Raw genomic sequence first — 17639 nt, forward strand, 5'->3', positions numbered from 1 at the left:
TAAATAAATCAATAATTTTATTATTTTTAATACACTAGTACTTTTTCAATTTTAAGTAATATAATTCTGATGTCTAAAATAGTAAATTATCTGAAAATTCAAAAAATTAGGGGGATATATGAATTTTAAATTACTTAAAGTACGACTAGATAGAATTAAAACTCAAAAACATACACTTACTCCAGAAGATATGTTGATGTTAGTTACTCAAGAAAAAGCTGATCTTAATTCGGGGTTTTTCTCTCGCTTATTTAGTGTGACTATTCCACAAAAATGGGAATTTTCTATCAATTCATCTGAGGAAATTGGCGTTGCTTTAGAATTGGTTGAATTGATTGAAACAGTATTTATCCCTCACTATCAGGGGCATGCAAAAAATTATGCTTGGTTAGAGCAATGTATTTTATTCAAACTCAAGCATCAAGCGTCGATGAATATTTCTGAATTAGTCAGTCGGTATTTATCGAAGATTGAAAAAAGTGAACATTTACAGATTAGTCGAGAGATCTTAAAAATTTTATTTGAGCGTGAGCCTAGCAATGCTGTCATTAAAGCACAGGCGATAGTGTACAAACGTAGTGAAATCTATACCAGCGCTATAGAAAAGTTTGAGTACTATTTTGAGCATTGTTCTTATCAAGAAACATTATATTTTGATTATCTTGAATGTTTAATAATGCGGAAGAATGTTATCTATAATCAGGAAAAAGGAGAGTTTGGTGATTTGCAATATGCTGTATATTTACTTTGCTCTATAGACGATGCGAAAGATAGAGCATTACAAGGGAATCTACTCAATCGTGCTATAACAGCCCTTTTACCAGAAGACGTTATTGCAACTCGTCCTGAAGATACTAATTTCTTAGCTGACATGGGACGTGGGCTAAATAGTTTTAGTAAGGGCGTTGGTACATTTTTTGGAGGGCGTGATTCGCAGATTCCATATAGTGAGGGAATTATTGCGAGTGCACCAAAACTTTTGAAAAATCAAAAAATTGTTGAGTGTCTTAATCAAAATCAAAAAGCACAAAAAGAGCTCGAAAAAATATTATCAGATCAAGGGCTAAAGGTGGGTGTGGGCTTAACAGCATCCGCATATTCTTTAGGATTAATTTGGGACTATGCACATATTGATCCATCTTTATTAGATGCATTGAGCTTTGCATCAAAAGGTAATCCTGAAAACTTAAATACTTTACAAGACATTTCAGCGAACACACTAGATAGTGCAGGAGCAGTGACTCGTTTAACTGGATATGTTGCTGAACAACAAGTTGCACTGAATCTACAACAACAAGGACATACAGTTGAATTTCCCGACAGCGCAAACCAAGCAGGATATGATTTGATTGTTGATGGTACACCGATGCAAGTTAAGTGCTCAATGGATGCTGATTATGTATTAAGTCATTTTGATAAGTATCCAGATATTCCAGTGATTGTGAACAGTGAACTTGCAGAGCAGTTAGGTAATCATCCGATGGTGTTAGTGGATACTGCTTTAAGCTATGAAGCTGTACAGGAAACTACGGGTGTAGGACTAGAGCAAGTTTCAGATTTTGCGGATTTAGGAGATATGCTACCAATCCCACTATTAACGATTGGTTTAGCGGCATATCGAAATTATGGTGATTTTAATTCTGGTAAAGTTGATGGTGAGCAATACTTAAAAAATGTTGGCAAAGAAACTGCTGCAATTGCTGGAGGAGCAATGACAGGGTCAATGCTATTCGGCGCATTAGCAGGTCTTGCTACAGGTGGTGTCGGAGTCATTGTTGCGAGTGGTATTGGTGCATATATGGGAGGGGTTGCTGGTTCTACAGGTGCAAATAGTATGAATCGAGAAGCCTTGTGTAATCAGAGAGATATCGTAGTGAAATTACTCATTGAATTCGCAGCATGGTTCAATGAAAATTTATTGGTTCATCGAACAAATGTACTATTCAAACAACTACAAAGTTTTGAAACTTATATGTTGAATAATGCAGATCGTATCATAACCTTTAGTACTTTATTGATCTATCAACATGAAGCATATATGCGTGCCTATCATCTGAACCAATGGATATTACATAAGTTGCAAAAAGGTAATGAAATGGAAAAAGTTCAAGCTGGTTGGGTAGCTATTGATGAATCAAGTAATTTTATATCAATTGATCTACAGCCAAAAATTAATGAAATTAATCGCCAATTAGAAATTTATAGAGAACTTGCCAAACCCGATTCAGCACAGCCTAATCTTACTCATCAGCTTAAACCTGCTTGAGTGTTGGAATAATATCAATAGTTGTATTTGAAAAAAATTGGAGAGATCATTTACTAATTGAAAAAGTAAATTAAAAGTCATTCCAAATAATTTCACACACATAACATCCTAATGAGAATCATGAAACTCTTTTGAGATCACATGAAAATATGAAAACAGAGCCTGCCATCGAGCAGGCTTTTTTGTGCACAAAATTTAAGGAGTCGAGCCATGAGCTTGAGCTGTCCCTTTTGTCATTCAACGAATGTGATATTGGTTGAAGCAAGTACACAACAATCAAATAAAACCTTAACCAATTTGGTCACACCGACCACATTGGGTGCATTGGGAACCACGGTTGCAAAGTCTTTCAATCTGCCACCGATTGTCGGTGGAATTGCAGGAACAGTACTCGGCAGTGTGTTGAATGCATTCACCGAACAAAGCACACCATCACAGCAGAATTTATGCTTCTGCCACAACTGCTACCAAAAATTTCCAACGCACCTTTTGCACTAAAGATAGTCATAACCACACAAATTCAAATTTCAGTTTAATAAAAGGAATACAACTATGGCACATCAACTTGAACAAATGGCTTATGTCGGAGAAACCCCTTGGCACGGACTAGGGAACCAACTGACACAAAACCAACCGATTGAAGTCTGGGCACAGCAGGCAGGCATGGACTGGCGGATTGAATCTTCTAATGTCAGTTATATGGCGCAGAATGACCGTGGGCAAAGCATCATCATGCCTTATGAAGAACAACGTGTTTTATATCGCTCTGACACCCATGCACCGTTATCAGTCGTCAGCCAACGCTTTCAAGAAGTTCAACCACGAGAGATTTTAGAATTCTATCGTGACTTCACCGAACAATCAGGCTTTGAGCTTGAAACCGCAGGCGTACTCAAAGGCGGTAAGAAATTCTGGGCATTGGCACGTACAGGGCAAACATCCATGTTAAAGGGCAAAGATGTTAGTAATGGCTATATGCTCTTGGCAACAGCATGTGACGGAACCCTTGCTACCACCGCACAATTTACCTCGATCCGAGTAGTGTGCAACAATACTTTAGCGATTGCCTTAAAAGGACAGAACAGCAGTGCAGGTGTGGTCAAAGTTCCACACAGTACTAAATTTGATGCAGATAAGGTCAAACAGCAACTCGGTATTTCAGTACGTGCATGGGATGAACACATGTATGAAATGAAGCAACTGACACAACGTAAAGTGAGTCAGATGGAAGCATCCGCTTACTTTGATGCAGTATTCAATAACAGCACCATGAACAACGTATTAGATCAGGAGGACAACATCATTCAGTTCTACCGTGATGTAGCCTTACAAGCCCAAGCCAATGCGAAGGACAAAGCTGAGCCGAATGCCAAAGCGATGAGTCGAGCTATGGAAATGTTTAATGGTCAAGGACGAGGTGCGGAGCTAAGTTCAGCCAAAGGAACAGCCTATGGATTGCTGTGTTCAATCACAGAATTTATAGACCACGAACGTCGTGCCATGAGTACCGATCACCGACTTGATTCAGCTTGGTTTGGTGCTGGCGCATCGATCAAACAACGAGGATTGGAACAGGCACTTAACATGCTTGCATAGTGCGAAATATACATTTTTCAATCATGGAAAGTTAGACCTAACTAAGCATTTTTAAATGGAATTTCTAATTTTAAAAATTATTAAAACCATAGCTTCGGCTGTGGTTTTTTTATGCCCATTTTTTGTGATCCCCATCATTTTACATAGCAAAATAATCAGGACTTCAATATGAATACCGCAATTTTAAATCCATCTATGCAACAGGCAAGTACCCCATTTATTGCCCCAAAATTATTCACAGCCAAACGCTTGGTCAATACAAAGAATATGACTCAAGCAGAATGGCTTGAAGTCAGACGCCAAGGTATTGGCAGTAGTGACTGTGCCGCAGCCTGTGGACTTAATCCCTATATGTCGATGCTAGAACTGTGGATGATCAAGACAGGTCGAGTTAAACAATCCATTGAAGATGAAAGCACAGGTCATGCCCCTTTATATTGGGGTAAACAACTTGAACCTTTGGTCGCTGAATACTACAGCATGCATACCAACAACAAAGTTCGTCGTATCAATGCCGTACTACAACATCCTGATGAGGATAAGCATTTTATGCTGGCTAACTTAGATTACTCGGTGGTAGGTAGTGAGGAAGTACAGATTTTAGAATGCAAAACCGCAGGGGAATATGGAGCAAAGTTATGGCGAGATGGTGTGCCTTTATACGTATTGTGTCAGGTGCAACATCAACTCGCTGTAACAGGCAAAAAGGCAGCGCATATTTGTGTGCTGATCTGTGGTCATGAAACTCGTATCTATAAAGTGGCACGCAGTGAATCAGTCATTCAACATATTGTGAATGCAGAGCGATACTTTTGGGAGTGTGTGGAAAATGACACGCCACCTTCAGTCGATGCCAGTGAATCGGCAGCTAAAGCCATTCAGCAACTCTATCCTCAACATATTCCACTCAGTGTCGAAGATCTCAGTCAAAATGAACAAGCCAATCAGTTGTTTGCTCAACTGATTCAAGAAAAGCATCATATTGAAAAACACCAAAACAGCTTTGATGAAACTAAGCATCAAATTCAGATGTTAATGAAAGATGCTGAACGAGCAACTTTTGCCAATGGTTCAGTGACGTGGAAACGATCTAAAGACTCCATTGCTTTAGATAATAAGGCTGTATTGAAAATGCATCCTGAACTAATCAATGAGTTTCCACAAAACAAGGTGGGGACACGACGTTTTCAAATCTATAGCAATGATGACTGACCCGATCAAAACCATGCATCTATATCGCTAACTATATATGCATGAAATATCCATTCTTCCCAAAAGCGCAAAAAAACCACCCCCGATCTACCGACTCCCGAAGGAGCGGTAGACCAACAATGGCGGTTTTTGCGAAGTCGTAGCTTTTCATATTTCTGTTTACTTACATAGCAAGGGGTAATCAGTAAAATTTTACTTATAGGACAAACAACATGATCAAAGGTTTAGCGATTACACCGCCAATACTCGGCAGAATTAGTATCGGTAAAGTGGTCGAAAAGAATGGTAAACGTCTGCCTGAAAAAGATGATCAATTTACGATTACTAGCCAAATTCAGAATAAGGATGGCTGGGTGAAACACCCACTGGATGAGCAGCTAAGAGCCAAGGCACAAAACCAGAAACTCAGAACCATTCCTGTCCGGATGATTTTTAATGATCCTGAACTCAACTTGCGAGCTGAGTACACTCTATTCGACCGACAAACTGGTCGGCCCATCTGTACTGGTAATGGTGAAACCTGTCAGCGACTTGGACAAAACGGGGTTGAACAGCATCCATGTCCATCACCTGATTTATGCCCCTTGGCCCAAGGTGGACACTGCAAGCCTTATGGGCGGCTTTACGTCAATCTAGATGAGTCGGATGAGTTGGGTACATTCATTTTTAGGACTACAGGTTTCAATAGCATTCGTACCTTAGCTGCACGGCTTCGTTATTACCATGCGGCTTCAGGTGATTTACTTTCATGTTTGCCATTGCAACTGACCTTACGAGGAAAAAGCACAACGCAAAGTTACCGTACCCCAATTTATTACGTGGACTTAACCTTACGTGATGGAATCAATCTACAAGAAGCCATTACTTCAGCCAAACAGATCGATGGACAAAGCAAGACAGCAGGGTTTTATCAGGAGGCTTTAGATCATGTGGCAAGGCTAGGTTATGGTAATGCCAGATTTGAGGTAGGAGGTGAGGAGGGACTGGATATTGTTGAGGAGTTTTATATCAATGAACCAAAACCAGAGCAGGGTCAGCAGCTTAGTGATTTAACTCATGTTCAAGACATTCAGAAAGGGTTGCAGCATTCTGTGCAGGCTCTCAATTGAAATGGACCTAGTTAGAAAAGAGTACTTGTACTCTTTTTTTTGCAGATTTTGGACTGTAGATAAGAAAATACTCACTCCTAGAATTTTTGAGAGATGGATTTACTTTAATAACGCTTTTTAGTATTTTGGTAGCAAATCAGAAGTATGTTCATGACTATGCGTTCAAGTAGGTTTTCTAAGCTTATACTCGCATTTGTCCTGTTTTTGTTTACCATAACAATTACGGGAGTTCATGCGTGGGCGCCTGTTCTACTTGAAAATATTGAACATCAGCATGAGTTGAGTATCATTGTAGAGGATGATGCTTCTAGTCATTGGTCTTTACAGCACTCAGATGATTCTCTAAAAAGTTCTGCTGATCATGATGCAGAAGCACATACGTGGAAGAATTTTGATGAGCCGATCTATCATCATTCAGTAAAGCCAATTTCTTCTGATAGTGATTTCAGCATAGATCCAATCTTTATTCTTAGTTTCGCACTTCCACTAGTTTTATTCTTTTTCCAGCTTTTTGAAAAGCCCGTTTATCGAGTCTTTTTAAAGCGGCGATCCCCTCTAGTATTTAGTAATTCTTATACTTTCTCTAAAGATTTAATCGTCCTACGTAATTGATCTTTCTATACAAAAAATAGTTTTTAATTTTTTTGTATAGGTAAAGTCATGTCTAAAAAATATCAGATATTTCTTACCTGTGGATTTGTAGCAACAGCAGCAAATGTATTCGCAGAAACGAATTATGCAGAACTACAAAAGCAGGTAATCGCAAATGATGCTGTACTCAATAGCTTACAGCAGTCCGAGCAAGCTTATGAAATCAATCAAAAGTTTGCTGGCAGATTAATTAATCCGACTTTCAATATGGAGTTGGATAATCTCGGTAATTCAAAATTGAAAGATTTGGATGGCCCAACAACCTTGCTGGGGCTATCACAAGAGATCCCCCTCAGTAATAAACTTTCCTTGAGAAAACAGATTGCGAGTTTTCAAGGTGATCGTAATCAGTTCGAAATAGCAAAGCGTCAGGCTGAACTCAAAGCAGATTTAAGAATCTGTATGGCGAACTGGTATGTAGCTACTCAGCGTGCTGAAATTTATTCTTCTGAGAGTAAATTGAATGCCAGACAAGCTAACGTTCTTTCCGAACGTCTTAAGTACGGGCGAGTAATTCCTTCCGATGCTCAACTAAGCATAGCACTTTCATCTGAGTCGAAATTGCGCCATCAAAATGAAGTGAAGAAGATTCAGTTCCAGAAAAATCTATGTTCTAAGTTCACTTCCAACCTGCCCAGTAGTGCATTGGAGGTTCCGCTAAGCTTTAATTTCACAGACAAAATAAGTTTGTCTGAGCAAGAAGCAACTTTAAGTTCAAAGCTGAAAAAAGCTCAGTTTGAGTTGGCTCGTAAAGAAGCAATACCAGATATTACTTTGGGAGTAGGGGTTAGAAACTACCAAGAAACCAATGACAAAGTCTTTCAGGTTTCGACATCAATACCCCTCAATATTTTTAGTCGAAATAAAGGCAATATTGCGATCGCTCAAGCAGAGCATACGAAAGCAGAAACACAGTCGGTGCTTGTGAATCGTAATTCTAAAATTGAATTGGAAAACAAGGCTATTGAGGTTTCCAACTTGATTGATGCGATTAAGCAATATGATCAAACGGTTTTGCCCGCAACAAATGAGAGTCTCCGAATTGCTGAAATGGGATACCAAGCAGGGAAAAACTCTTTACTTGAATTCAATAATATTAAGCAAATTTGGTTAGACAAACATCTTGCTCGATTCGATATGTGGTTGGCTTTGCAAACTGAAATTGCAGATGTCGAACGTAACTACATTACTCATTTAGATCAAGAATAAGGGCAAGAATATGAATAAACAAACCAATACATTGATTGCAACTGGTGTCGTTGCCTTACTTATCGTCTTATGTGCAATTGCTTGGTATAAATCGGGCAATAAAACACAAGCGAGCGCACATGGTGAGGTCGCCGAAGAAAAAGTAGCTGTGGCTGGAGATGAGAAAGGGCCTCACGGTGGTCGTTTATATCGAGATGGAGATTTCTCTGCTGAGGTCAAGATATTTGAGGAAGGAGTGGAACCACACCTCCGTGTTTATGGGTATTTGAAAGATAAACTACTTAAACCTGAAGACTTAACAGCAAATATCTACATCAAACGTTTGGATGCCGAGCAAAATATTCAATTTCAACCTGAGAGTGATTACTTAATTGGGAATGAAATTGTTTACGAGCCACATTCCTTTTTAATGATGATAAACGTTGATTATCAAGGGAAAAAGCATACTTGGAAATGGGATACGAAGGAAGGCCGTGTCACCATGTTGGACAGTAGTATTAAGAGCAGTGGATTAGAGCTTTTAAAAGTTGAATCAAAGATGTTTGAAAATGCTTTGGAGTTAAAAGGCGAACTGAAGTTTCCTGATAATTTTGAAAGCTTTATTACGCCTAAAGCCAGTGGGACATTGATCAAAACTTACCGTAATCTAGGTGATAAGGTGAGTCAGGGAGACTTACTTGCTGTAGTTCAAAGCCAAGATGTAATTCGTTTGAATGCCGATCGTAAAGTTGCTTTGGACAGCCTACAGTTTGCTCGTCAAAAAATGGAACAGGAACGAGCGCTATGGCAAAAGCGTGTATCACCTGAAATTGATTATATTTCAGCAAAACGAGACTTTGACGCAGCACAAACTCGTGCAAATGAGTTGAATAACTTAATCAACTCTTATGGTGGTTCTAGTAATGGTACTGTTGAAGTTCGTGCTGCAATGTCTGGAACAATATTAGAAGTCCTTGGTGCTGTTGGATCAAATGTAAGTTCTTCAACACCTATTTTTAAAATCGCAAATACTTCTCAACTTTTAGCAGTTGTTAATGTTCCCGCTGACAGGCTAAATGCTATAAATCCTAACAATAAGGTTAAAGTTAAACCTCAAAGCCCTGTGGATACAGAAGAAGCTTTAGGACGAATTAAATATATCAGTGATGTCATTGATCCAAAGACACGTACAGCACAGGTCTTTATTGAAGTACCAAACCAGTTTAAGTGGCGCTCAGGACAGTTAATCACGGCCCAAATTTTTGAAAATCAAAGTTTGAAGCCGATGGTTGTGCGTGAAGATGCTCTACAGAGCTTCCGTGATTGGGATGTTGTATTCATTCGTGTTGGCAATGATTTTGAAGCTAGGCCTCTGGAGCTTGGTGAAAAGTACAATGGGTATGTGGAAGTTAAATCTGGATTACGCGTAGGACAGGTTTATGCCGCTGGAAATTCATATCTTTTAAAAGCAGAGCTAGGGAAATCTGGCGCTACTCATGACCACTAAGGGGAGTAGCGACTATGTTTGACCAGATTGTTAAGCTCTCGATTAAGAATCGTTGGCTTGTACTTATCGTATTTTTATTTGTTGGTGCATTAGGGGTTTATAACTATTTCAAGTTACCGATTGATGCAGTCCCTGATATTACGAATGTACAAGTCCAGATTAATAGTGAAGCTCAAGGACTCTCTCCAATGGAGATGGAGTCTCAAGTGACCTATCCCATTGAAACTGCTTTGGCAGGTATTCCAAATTTAGACTATACACGCTCCGTATCTCGATATGGTCTATCTCAAGTAACGGCAATTTTCAAAGAAGGGACGGATATTTATTTTGCCCGACAATTAGTCAATGAGAAGCTACAAGGAGTGACACCAAATCTTCCCGTTGGAATTGCAACTTCTATGGGGCCTGTTTCTACAGGACTTGGCGAAATCTTCATGTATACCGTTGAAAATGCCAAGAACAATCCTAATCCACTTTCACCAACGGAATTACGCACCTTACAAGACTGGGTGATTAAACCTCAGCTTCGAAATGTAGAGGGTGTTAATGAAATCAATACCATTGGTGGTTATCTCAAACAATTTGTAGTTCAACCTGATTATGCTTATTTACGTAGCATAGGGCTGGATCAGAAGACAATTTTAGAGGCTATCTCTAAGAACAGCATGAATAAAGGCTCGGGGTATATTGAGAAAAATGGTGAACAGTATTTAATTCGTTCTGATTCTCAAATTAACTCGATTGAGCAAGTCCAGAATATCCCGATTACGACGAGCAATGGTTATATCCTCAGATTGAAAGATGTTGCCAAAATATCTATTGGTCACGAATTACGTACAGGTGCTGCAACTAAAGATGGGCAAGAAATTGTACTGGGTACAGCATTCATGCTTATTGGTGAGAACTCACGAAATGTTGCTCACGCTGTTGATCAAAAGCTACAACAGGTTCAAAAATCATTACCAGAAGGTGTGGAAGCAAAAGCTGTCTATAACCGTACAACTTTGGTTGATGCAACGATACAGACGGTGAAAAAGAATCTTTTAGAAGGTGCGATTCTGGTAATCGTTGTTCTGTTTGTATTTCTTGGTCACTTCCGTGCTGCGCTGATTACCGCTTTGGTCATTCCTTTATCCATGCTGATGACAATCACAGGTATGGTGAACCAGAAAATTAGTGCAAACCTTATGAGTCTTGGGGCACTAGATTTCGGGATTATTGTAGATGGTGCTGTTGTAATTGTTGAGGCCTCCTTAGCAAAGTTGGCAATTAAACAAAAAGAGCTTGGGCGAGTTTTAACAAGGCAAGAACGCTTTACGACTGTGTTTGAGGCGACTAAAGAATCCCGCAAAGCGATTCTCTATGGTCAATTGATCATTATCTTGGTGTATCTACCTGTAATGACTCTGACTGGTGTTGAAGGAAAGATGTTTACACCAATGGCTGCAACAGTGGTTATGGCTTTAGTGGCAGCAATGATTCTTTCAATTACGTTTGTCCCTGCAATGGTGGCATTGGTCACTACTGGTGAAATTAAAGAAGAAGAGTCAAAAATCGTCCATGGCATCAAAAGATTTTATAACCCAATTCTAGATTGGTCTTTAAATCACAGATATTTGCTAATCGCTTTTGTCTCTATTTTCTTTGTTTTTAGTGCAAGTCTTTCGACTCGTTTAGGCTCAGAGTTTATACCTTCCTTGGATGAGGGAGATGTAGCACTACATGCCTTGCGTATCCCTGGTACGTCGTTGACTCAAGCAATTGAAATGCAATACACGTTAGAAAAAGAGATTAAGAAAATTCCAGAAGTTCAGACTATTTTTGCCAAAGTGGGGACTGCTGAAATTGCGACTGATCCTGTTCCACCTAACGTAGCAGATAACTTTGTCATGCTGAAACCTCGTAGTCAGTGGCCTAATCCTGATAAGGAAAAGTCTGCGGTTGTTGCTGAAATTGAACGCGTATCTAAAGGCGTATATGGAAACAATTATGAGTTTACACAGCCGATTCAAATGCGTTTTAACGAACTTATTTCAGGTGTCCGAACAGATGTTGCCGTAAAAATTTATGGTGATGATTTAGAGCAGTTGCTTGAATCAGCAAACGCTGCCGCTAAGATTTTAGAGGGAGTCAAAGGTACTGCTGATCTTAAAGTCGAACAGATGTCTGGTTTACCCATGGTTTCTGTTGAGCTGAAAAAAGACATGATTGCCAACTATGGGCTTGATGCAGAGGATGTACAAAAACAGGTTTCTAGCCTAATCACAGGTGAGACAGTAGGTAAGGTGTTTGAAGGAGATCGAAAGTTCGACATTGTGGTACGTATGGATCAAAACTCGGTAACAGATCTAGAAAAGCTGTATCAGATTCCTGTGAGCTTAGCTGATGGTTCGAGTGTTCTTTTATCAGAATTGATCGAGTTAAAAAACGTTCAAGGACCAAACCAGATTTCTCGCGAAAATGGTAAACGGCGTATCGTCATTACAGCAAATGTTCGTGGAACTGATATTGGTAGTTACATTTCAGAAGCACAATCTAAGCTGAATGCTGATTTTAAATTACCAGATGGTTATTGGCTGACTTGGGGCGGTACGTTTGAGCAAATGGAATCTGCTTCAAATCGTCTTATGGTTGTAGTACCGATTGCTTTAATTCTGATCTTTGCCATGATCTATATGGCTTTAGGTAATGTTAGAAACAGTATCTTGGTATTCACAGGTGTGCCATTTGCACTAACAGGTGGTGTGATTGCTTTAGCACTACGTGATATTCCATTCTCAATTTCTGCGGCTGTGGGTTTCATTGCCTTATCGGGTGTTGCTGTGCTGAATGGTTTGGTTCTTGTTTCAGCCATTCAGCGACTTAGAGTTCAAGGTGAAAGTGTCATTGATGCAGTGAAACATGGTGCAATGGAAAGACTCCGTCCCGTGTTGATTACAGCTTTAGTCGCTTCATTAGGTTTTATTCCGATGGCCTTAAACGTAGGCATTGGCTCTGAAGTTCAGCGCCCAATTGCAACTGTTGTTATTGGTGGGATTATTTCATCAACCTTACTGACTTTGATTATTTTGCCAACCTTATATGTGTGGTTTAACCAAGGTAGGTCAAGAAAATCAAACGAAGCTGCTAAACAGGTTGTTTAGGGGCATCTTTAATGACAAATATATTGCGAGATAAACAAAACAAATTTGTGATGATGTTGCTAGTCTGCATGATCAGTCTCGCTTTATGTTTGCACTTTAAAGAGCATGTAACTGAAAATGAATTTCAGAGACACGTTTCAATTGATGCAATTAACTCTCACCATCATGAGATAAGCCAACAACATTCACATAGTCACCAAGATAATTACTATGAACATTTTGTTGGCTATGACGTACTTAAATCGGCCGCTTTAGCTCATCTCTTAAAAGGGATTTCGATTTTAGATTGGTCAAAAGAATATGTTTATCTGATGGTGAGTCGTATTTTTAAACCGCCCAAAAAGTTAATGGATTTTCAATTCATTTTAAATTTTGGAGTTTGATATACATGCAAATTATTGCTTCACACATTGTGAAATTAAGTGCTTACATAAAGCTATTACTTGCTTTATTCATTACATTGGTAAGCCCTACACTTTTTGCTCATGGAGTAGCGGAAGGTGATAAGGGCTATATTCAAGAAATTTATGGCATTCATGTGATTCCATTCATCTATTTGGGTGCGAAGCATATGGTCACTGGATATGACCATTTACTATTTCTTGTTGGCATTATCTTCTTCTTATACCGAATGAAAGATATCGGCTTTTACGTCAGCCTATTTTCACTTGGGCATTCGATTACGATGCTGGTGGGTGTTTATTACAATATCTCGATAAACGCCTACATCATTGATGCAATCATTGGTTTTTCGATTGTTTATAAGGCTCTAGATAACTTGGGGGCTTATCAGCGTTGGTTTGGTTTTCAACCAAACACGAAAATCGCGACTTTAATTTTTGGTCTGATTCATGGTTTTGGACTCGCAGTAAAAATTCAGGAATATGAAGTTCCGAGTGATGGACTGTTGGCAAATTTAATCTCATTCAATATTGGGGTTGAATTAGGCCAGTTTATGGCTCTGTGCATCATCTTGTTATTAATGACGTTTTGGAGAAAGACACCTTATTTCTTTAAAACAGCTTATCAAAGCAATGTCTTCCTCATGTTCCTCGGTTTTTTACTTGTTGGCTATCAACTTACTGGCTTCATTACTCAATAAGGATCTAAATTATGTATAACGCTGAAATTCCAAAAGATATCGAATTACCTTCATCAAAAAAGTTAATTAAATCAACAGCAATTGCTGCCGTAAGTGCCGTTATTGTGCTAGTTACCTGTGTCATGCCTGCGGAGTATGCAATTGATCCGACAGGTATGGGTAAAGTGCTTGGTTTAACGAAAATGGGAGAAATCAAACAATCACTAACTGAAGAGTCAGAAAATGGTATCAATGCTGCACAGGCAGTGAATAGTGTTGAACAAATATCAGTAGAAACTTCGACTCAAACGGCAACTGATAATGCTCAAATGATTATGCCTGCTATTAATAAAGAGAGCATTAGTATTGAGCTTAAACCGGGCCAAGCAACCGAAGTGAAACTGACGATGCCACAAAGTGCAAGTGTCAACTTTGACTGGAAAGCTGTTGGAGGTGGTCTTAATTATGATACCCATGGTGATCCAGTGAACGCTCCTAAAGGGTTCTATCATGGCTATGGAAAAGGAAAGAATGAAACAACTCAGCAGGGTGTCTTAAAGGCAGCTTTTGATGGCAAGCATGGTTGGTTCTGGCGTAACCGTACGGAAAATCCAGTGACTGTAACTCTACTTGTAGAAGGGCAGTTTAGTGAAATGAAGAAAGTCTTTTAAGTTTTGATCAATCTCCTTGGAATAATATTCCAAGGAGATTCAATTGCTAAAGAAGTCAGGTTCTAAAAGGAATCCATAAGATGCTAGAAGTACTAAAAAACACAACATATCGGCATTTGTTTTTGGCCCAAGTAATAGCGCTAATCGGAACGGGGTTAATCACAATCGCCCTAGCTTTACAGGCGTACGATATTGCAAAGGGGGAAGCAGCCCAAGTTCTTGGTATTGCATTGGCAATTAAGATGATTGCTTATATCGGTGTAGCGCCTATAGCATCTGCATTTGCTGAGCGATTACCAAGAAAAAAAGTATTGGTTGGGCTAGATGTTATTCGAGCATTAACAGCATTGTGTCTACCGTTTGTGACACAAATTTGGCAAATTTATATTCTCATTTTTATTTTGCAATCTGCTTCTGCTGCATTTACACCAACATTTCAGGCAATGATTCCAGATGTTTTACCTGAAGAAAAAGACTATACCAATGCGCTATCATTATCACGATTGGCCTATGATTTAGAAAATATTATTAGTCCGATGCTCGCGGCATTTTTATTAACTTTGATGAGTTATCACAACTTATTTTTGGGAACGGTATTAGGTTTTATCGGTTCTGCTTTGTTTGTGGTAAGTGCGAAATTACCAGTTGCCAAAGTACCTGCGTTTAGAGGTGTTTATAGCCGTATTAAGCAGGGAGCTAAAATTTATTTTAATACGCCTAGACTTAAAGCATTGCTTGCTCTCAATTTAGCAATTGCGTCAGCAAGCGCTGTAGTGATTGTAAATACCGTGGTATTGGTTCAATCGACATTTAAGCTAACTGAAAATGCGACTACTTGGGCTTTTGGTTTATTTGGATTTGGTTCAATGCTTTCGGCTTTCATTTTGCCTAAGATATTGGATAAGTTCCCAGATCGATCAGTGATGTTGACGGGAACAACAATTCTTGTAATTGGGCTGTTAAGTGGTTATTTCATTACATCTTATAATGGTTTGCTTGTACTTTGGTTTGTGCTTGGTATTGGATATTCTGTTTCACAAACACCTACAGGCCGTTTGATTCGAAAATCTGCATCGAGTGAGAGTAGGACCTCTCTATTCGCAGCGCAATTTGCGTTTTCACATGCTTGCTGGTTAGTGACTTATCCCTTGGTTGGATGGCTCACTACTAACATAGGAACATTACAAACTTTTATACCGATGGCAGTGATTGCAACGATTTCTTTATTACTTGCAATGCGTTTGTGGCCATCACAGGATGAGGCTCTTTTACCCCACAGTCATGATGATTTACCTCCAGATCATGAGCATTTGCAGCAGCATCGAATCAATGGAGTACACGTCCATGAATATATTATTGATGACTATCATGAAAAGTGGCCTAAATAACTCTTTTTCGACTAATGACTTAGAAAGATTCCGTTTGTTTGTTGTACAATTATAAGCTTATTTTATTGTTCAATAAAAAAAGGGGAACAACATGAAAAAACTAATCTTGGTATGTTTAATGGGGCTTGCGGTAACAAATGCTTTTGCTCATTCAGGTGGTACTGATTCTTCAGGCTGCCACACGAATAGCAAGACAGGGGATCGTCACTGCCATTAATAATAAAAATGAGTAGAACATTTTGTTCTACTCATTTTGAATAACGATCTAATAATAATAAGTACTGTTTCATTTCTTCTTCATCAAAATTTTGATCCCCTTTCAATACATGTTCTCTTAAATGTTGTTCAAGAAGTTGCTGCATTAACCCATTAACAGCACCTTTAATTGCTGCAACTTGTTGTAATACTTCAAGACAAGAGCTTTCAGGTGTTAATAATGACTTTTCAACAGAAGTAACCTGTCCTTGAATCCGCTTGATGCGATTAAGTATTTTTTTATCTTGATGCAAATGAGACATGATTTTTCCTAAAAAAAATATATACTGGGGGGAGTATCTTGGAAAGATAAAATTTATGCAACTTCATAGTAACTTAGATCGTCGTCATTCTCATCAATTCGATGAAGGAAATCCTTTAGCACAAAAGAAAATACTGATTGCGACAATTCTTACAGCAATCATGATGGTACTAGAGATATTGGGGGGATGGATTTTTAATTCGATGGCCTTACTCGCAGATGGCTGGCATATGAGTTCACATATGGTTGCTCTCGGCTTAGCTTATTTCGCATATCGAATGGCCCGACATTATGCTCATGATCAGCGATTTAGTTTTGGTACTTGGAAAATTGAGATTCTAGCAGGGTACAGTAGTGCTATTTTACTTATGGTTGTAGCACTTTTAATGGGTATTCAATCTATCGATCGATTAATGAATCCCGTGAATATTCATTACAATGAGGCAATACCAATTGCAATTGTTGGTTTATTGGTAAACTTGGTTTGTGCATGGTTATTACATGACGGAGGCCACCACCATCACCACGAGCATGATCATCACCATGAACACGACCACCACCACGATCATCATGACTTAAATCAAAAGGCGGCGTTTCTGCATGTAGTAGCTGATGCGGTTACTTCTGTATTGGCAATTGTTGCATTGTTTGCGGGGAAATATTTTGGTTGGAGTTTCTTAGATGCACTATTAGGTGTAGTTGGAGCTATTCTTGTCGCTAAATGGTCATGGGGATTATTAAATGAGACAGGAAAGACACTACTCGATGCAGAAATGTCTCACCCTGTGGTTGATGAAATCAAAGAGGTTATAGAGGAATTTCCTCAAGTTAATATTACTGATTTACATGTTTGGAAAGTTGGTAGAGGCAAGTTTTCTTGCATCTTGGCTTTAGAGAGTACAGGTGTAGATTTAACACCAGATGTAGTGAAACAGGCACTCTCTATCCATGAAGAAATTGTGCATGCAAGTGTTGAAATACATTTTATTTGAATTATTGAATGGTTAGAGGTGGATCAGGAAATTTGAACAACACTTATAAGTGATATTTTGCTCCCCAAATGATGTTATAAACATCAATATATGGAGTATTTTATGGCACGTAGACCAAGAAGAAATCATTCAAATGATTTTAAAGCTAAGGTAGCACTTGCTGCGATTAAAGCAGAAAAAACACTTGCTGAATTGAGTGCTGAATTTGATGTTCATCAAAACCAAATTATCGACTGGAAAAATCAACTGATTTCAGCTTCCTCGCAAGCTTTCGATCAATCAAAAGCTCCAACAGAACCACCCATCGATCTAAAAAAA

Annotated in this window: 16 protein-coding genes and 1 pseudogene; 16 read left to right on the plus strand and 1 reads right to left on the minus strand. The window is 38.9% G+C overall.

Going from position 1 to position 17639, the window contains the following annotated elements; translation table 11 throughout:
- Positions 1-118: 118 nt before the first annotated feature.
- The 14 genes from J678_RS22090 to J678_RS23630 all read left to right on the plus strand — a co-directional run bounded on the left by J678_RS22090 (position 119) and on the right by J678_RS23630 (position 16029).
- Positions 119-2266 carry a glycine zipper family protein gene (locus tag J678_RS22090; protein WP_032027531.1) on the plus strand — a complete coding sequence of 716 codons (2148 nt, stop codon included), beginning with the start codon at positions 119-121 and terminating at the stop codon, positions 2264-2266.
- Between the two features lie 210 nt (positions 2267-2476).
- Entirely contained in the window at positions 2477-2764 is a 288-nt protein-coding gene (locus J678_RS22095) for a hypothetical protein (RefSeq protein ID WP_005031042.1), read from the plus strand.
- Positions 2765-2818: 54 nt separating this feature from the next.
- Positions 2819-3862 carry a DUF932 domain-containing protein gene (locus tag J678_RS22100; RefSeq protein WP_032027534.1) on the plus strand — a complete coding sequence of 348 codons (1044 nt, stop codon included), beginning with the start codon at positions 2819-2821 and terminating at the stop codon, positions 3860-3862.
- A 168-nt stretch (positions 3863-4030) separates the two neighbouring features.
- Positions 4031-5074, plus strand: coding sequence for a YqaJ viral recombinase family protein (locus J678_RS22105; RefSeq protein ID WP_001090272.1), 1044 nt, complete (start codon positions 4031-4033; stop codon positions 5072-5074).
- A 212-nt stretch (positions 5075-5286) separates the two neighbouring features.
- Positions 5287-6183: a hypothetical protein gene (locus J678_RS22110; RefSeq protein ID WP_000589670.1), complete on the plus strand. Its 897-nt coding sequence runs from the start codon at positions 5287-5289 to the stop codon at positions 6181-6183.
- A gap of 156 nt (positions 6184-6339) precedes the next feature.
- A complete protein-coding gene (locus J678_RS22115) occupies positions 6340-6795 on the plus strand; it encodes a hypothetical protein (protein ID WP_002086797.1) in 456 nt (151 codons plus the stop codon).
- 48 nt (positions 6796-6843) lie between these two features.
- A complete protein-coding gene (locus J678_RS22120) occupies positions 6844-8043 on the plus strand; it encodes a TolC family protein (protein ID WP_000039774.1) in 1200 nt (399 codons plus the stop codon).
- A 10-nt stretch (positions 8044-8053) separates the two neighbouring features.
- Complete coding sequence (locus J678_RS22125) at positions 8054-9529, plus strand: efflux RND transporter periplasmic adaptor subunit (protein ID WP_001041870.1); 1476 nt, start codon at positions 8054-8056, stop codon at positions 9527-9529.
- Positions 9530-9543: 14 nt separating this feature from the next.
- Complete coding sequence (locus J678_RS22130; protein WP_000460236.1) at positions 9544-12672, plus strand: efflux RND transporter permease subunit; 3129 nt, start codon at positions 9544-9546, stop codon at positions 12670-12672.
- Positions 12673-12683: 11 nt separating this feature from the next.
- On the plus strand, positions 12684-13055 hold the full coding sequence (locus tag J678_RS22135; protein ID WP_000181823.1) for a hypothetical protein: 372 nt from the start codon (positions 12684-12686) through the stop codon (positions 13053-13055).
- A 5-nt stretch (positions 13056-13060) separates the two neighbouring features.
- On the plus strand, positions 13061-13774 hold the full coding sequence (locus J678_RS22140) for a HupE/UreJ family protein (protein WP_031997566.1): 714 nt from the start codon (positions 13061-13063) through the stop codon (positions 13772-13774).
- A gap of 11 nt (positions 13775-13785) precedes the next feature.
- Complete coding sequence (locus J678_RS22145; protein WP_000282061.1) at positions 13786-14424, plus strand: hypothetical protein; 639 nt, start codon at positions 13786-13788, stop codon at positions 14422-14424.
- An 80-nt stretch (positions 14425-14504) separates the two neighbouring features.
- A complete protein-coding gene (locus tag J678_RS22150; RefSeq protein ID WP_000895211.1) occupies positions 14505-15812 on the plus strand; it encodes an MFS transporter in 1308 nt (435 codons plus the stop codon).
- Between the two features lie 91 nt (positions 15813-15903).
- The gene (locus J678_RS23630; protein ID WP_000733641.1) at positions 15904-16029 is read left to right on the plus strand and encodes a YHYH domain-containing protein; all 126 of its coding nucleotides are present in this window, start codon (positions 15904-15906) and stop codon (positions 16027-16029) included.
- Positions 16030-16060: 31 nt separating this feature from the next.
- On the opposite strand, the gene J678_RS22155 is transcribed toward J678_RS23630, so the two are convergent.
- The gene (locus J678_RS22155; RefSeq protein ID WP_000018740.1) at positions 16061-16330 is read right to left on the minus strand and encodes a metal/formaldehyde-sensitive transcriptional repressor; all 270 of its coding nucleotides are present in this window, start codon (positions 16328-16330) and stop codon (positions 16061-16063) included.
- A 55-nt stretch (positions 16331-16385) separates the two neighbouring features.
- Between J678_RS22155 and dmeF the strand changes: the two genes are divergently transcribed.
- Complete coding sequence (dmeF, locus tag J678_RS22160; RefSeq protein ID WP_001175951.1) at positions 16386-17321, plus strand: CDF family Co(II)/Ni(II) efflux transporter DmeF; 936 nt, start codon at positions 16386-16388, stop codon at positions 17319-17321.
- A gap of 90 nt (positions 17322-17411) precedes the next feature.
- A pseudogene (locus tag J678_RS22165) lies at positions 17412-17639 on the plus strand (IS3 family transposase); the annotation flags it as partial.

It is taken from the genome of Acinetobacter sp. 1424608 (genome assembly GCF_000588255.1).
Taxonomy (GTDB): domain Bacteria; phylum Pseudomonadota; class Gammaproteobacteria; order Pseudomonadales; family Moraxellaceae; genus Acinetobacter; species Acinetobacter nosocomialis.

Bases quoted from the DNA above. Each gene is read 5' to 3' on its own strand.
- J678_RS22090 (WP_032027531.1), top strand. From the start codon at position 119: ATGAATTTTAAATTACTTAAAGTACGACTAGATAGAATTAAAACTCAA.
- J678_RS22095 (WP_005031042.1), top strand. From the start codon at position 2,477: ATGAGCTTGAGCTGTCCCTTTTGTCATTCAACGAATGTGATATTGGTT.
- J678_RS22100 (WP_032027534.1), top strand. From the start codon at position 2,819: ATGGCACATCAACTTGAACAAATGGCTTATGTCGGAGAAACCCCTTGG.
- J678_RS22105 (WP_001090272.1), top strand. From the start codon at position 4,031: ATGAATACCGCAATTTTAAATCCATCTATGCAACAGGCAAGTACCCCA.
- J678_RS22110 (WP_000589670.1), top strand. From the start codon at position 5,287: ATGATCAAAGGTTTAGCGATTACACCGCCAATACTCGGCAGAATTAGT.
- J678_RS22115 (WP_002086797.1), top strand. From the start codon at position 6,340: ATGCGTTCAAGTAGGTTTTCTAAGCTTATACTCGCATTTGTCCTGTTT.
- J678_RS22120 (WP_000039774.1), top strand. From the start codon at position 6,844: ATGTCTAAAAAATATCAGATATTTCTTACCTGTGGATTTGTAGCAACA.
- J678_RS22125 (WP_001041870.1), top strand. From the start codon at position 8,054: ATGAATAAACAAACCAATACATTGATTGCAACTGGTGTCGTTGCCTTA.
- J678_RS22130 (WP_000460236.1), top strand. From the start codon at position 9,544: ATGTTTGACCAGATTGTTAAGCTCTCGATTAAGAATCGTTGGCTTGTA.
- J678_RS22135 (WP_000181823.1), top strand. From the start codon at position 12,684: ATGACAAATATATTGCGAGATAAACAAAACAAATTTGTGATGATGTTG.
- J678_RS22140 (WP_031997566.1), top strand. From the start codon at position 13,061: ATGCAAATTATTGCTTCACACATTGTGAAATTAAGTGCTTACATAAAG.
- J678_RS22145 (WP_000282061.1), top strand. From the start codon at position 13,786: ATGTATAACGCTGAAATTCCAAAAGATATCGAATTACCTTCATCAAAA.
- J678_RS22150 (WP_000895211.1), top strand. From the start codon at position 14,505: ATGCTAGAAGTACTAAAAAACACAACATATCGGCATTTGTTTTTGGCC.
- J678_RS23630 (WP_000733641.1), top strand. From the start codon at position 15,904: ATGAAAAAACTAATCTTGGTATGTTTAATGGGGCTTGCGGTAACAAAT.
- J678_RS22155 (WP_000018740.1), bottom strand. From the start codon at position 16,330: ATGTCTCATTTGCATCAAGATAAAAAAATACTTAATCGCATCAAGCGG.
- dmeF (WP_001175951.1), top strand. From the start codon at position 16,386: ATGCAACTTCATAGTAACTTAGATCGTCGTCATTCTCATCAATTCGAT.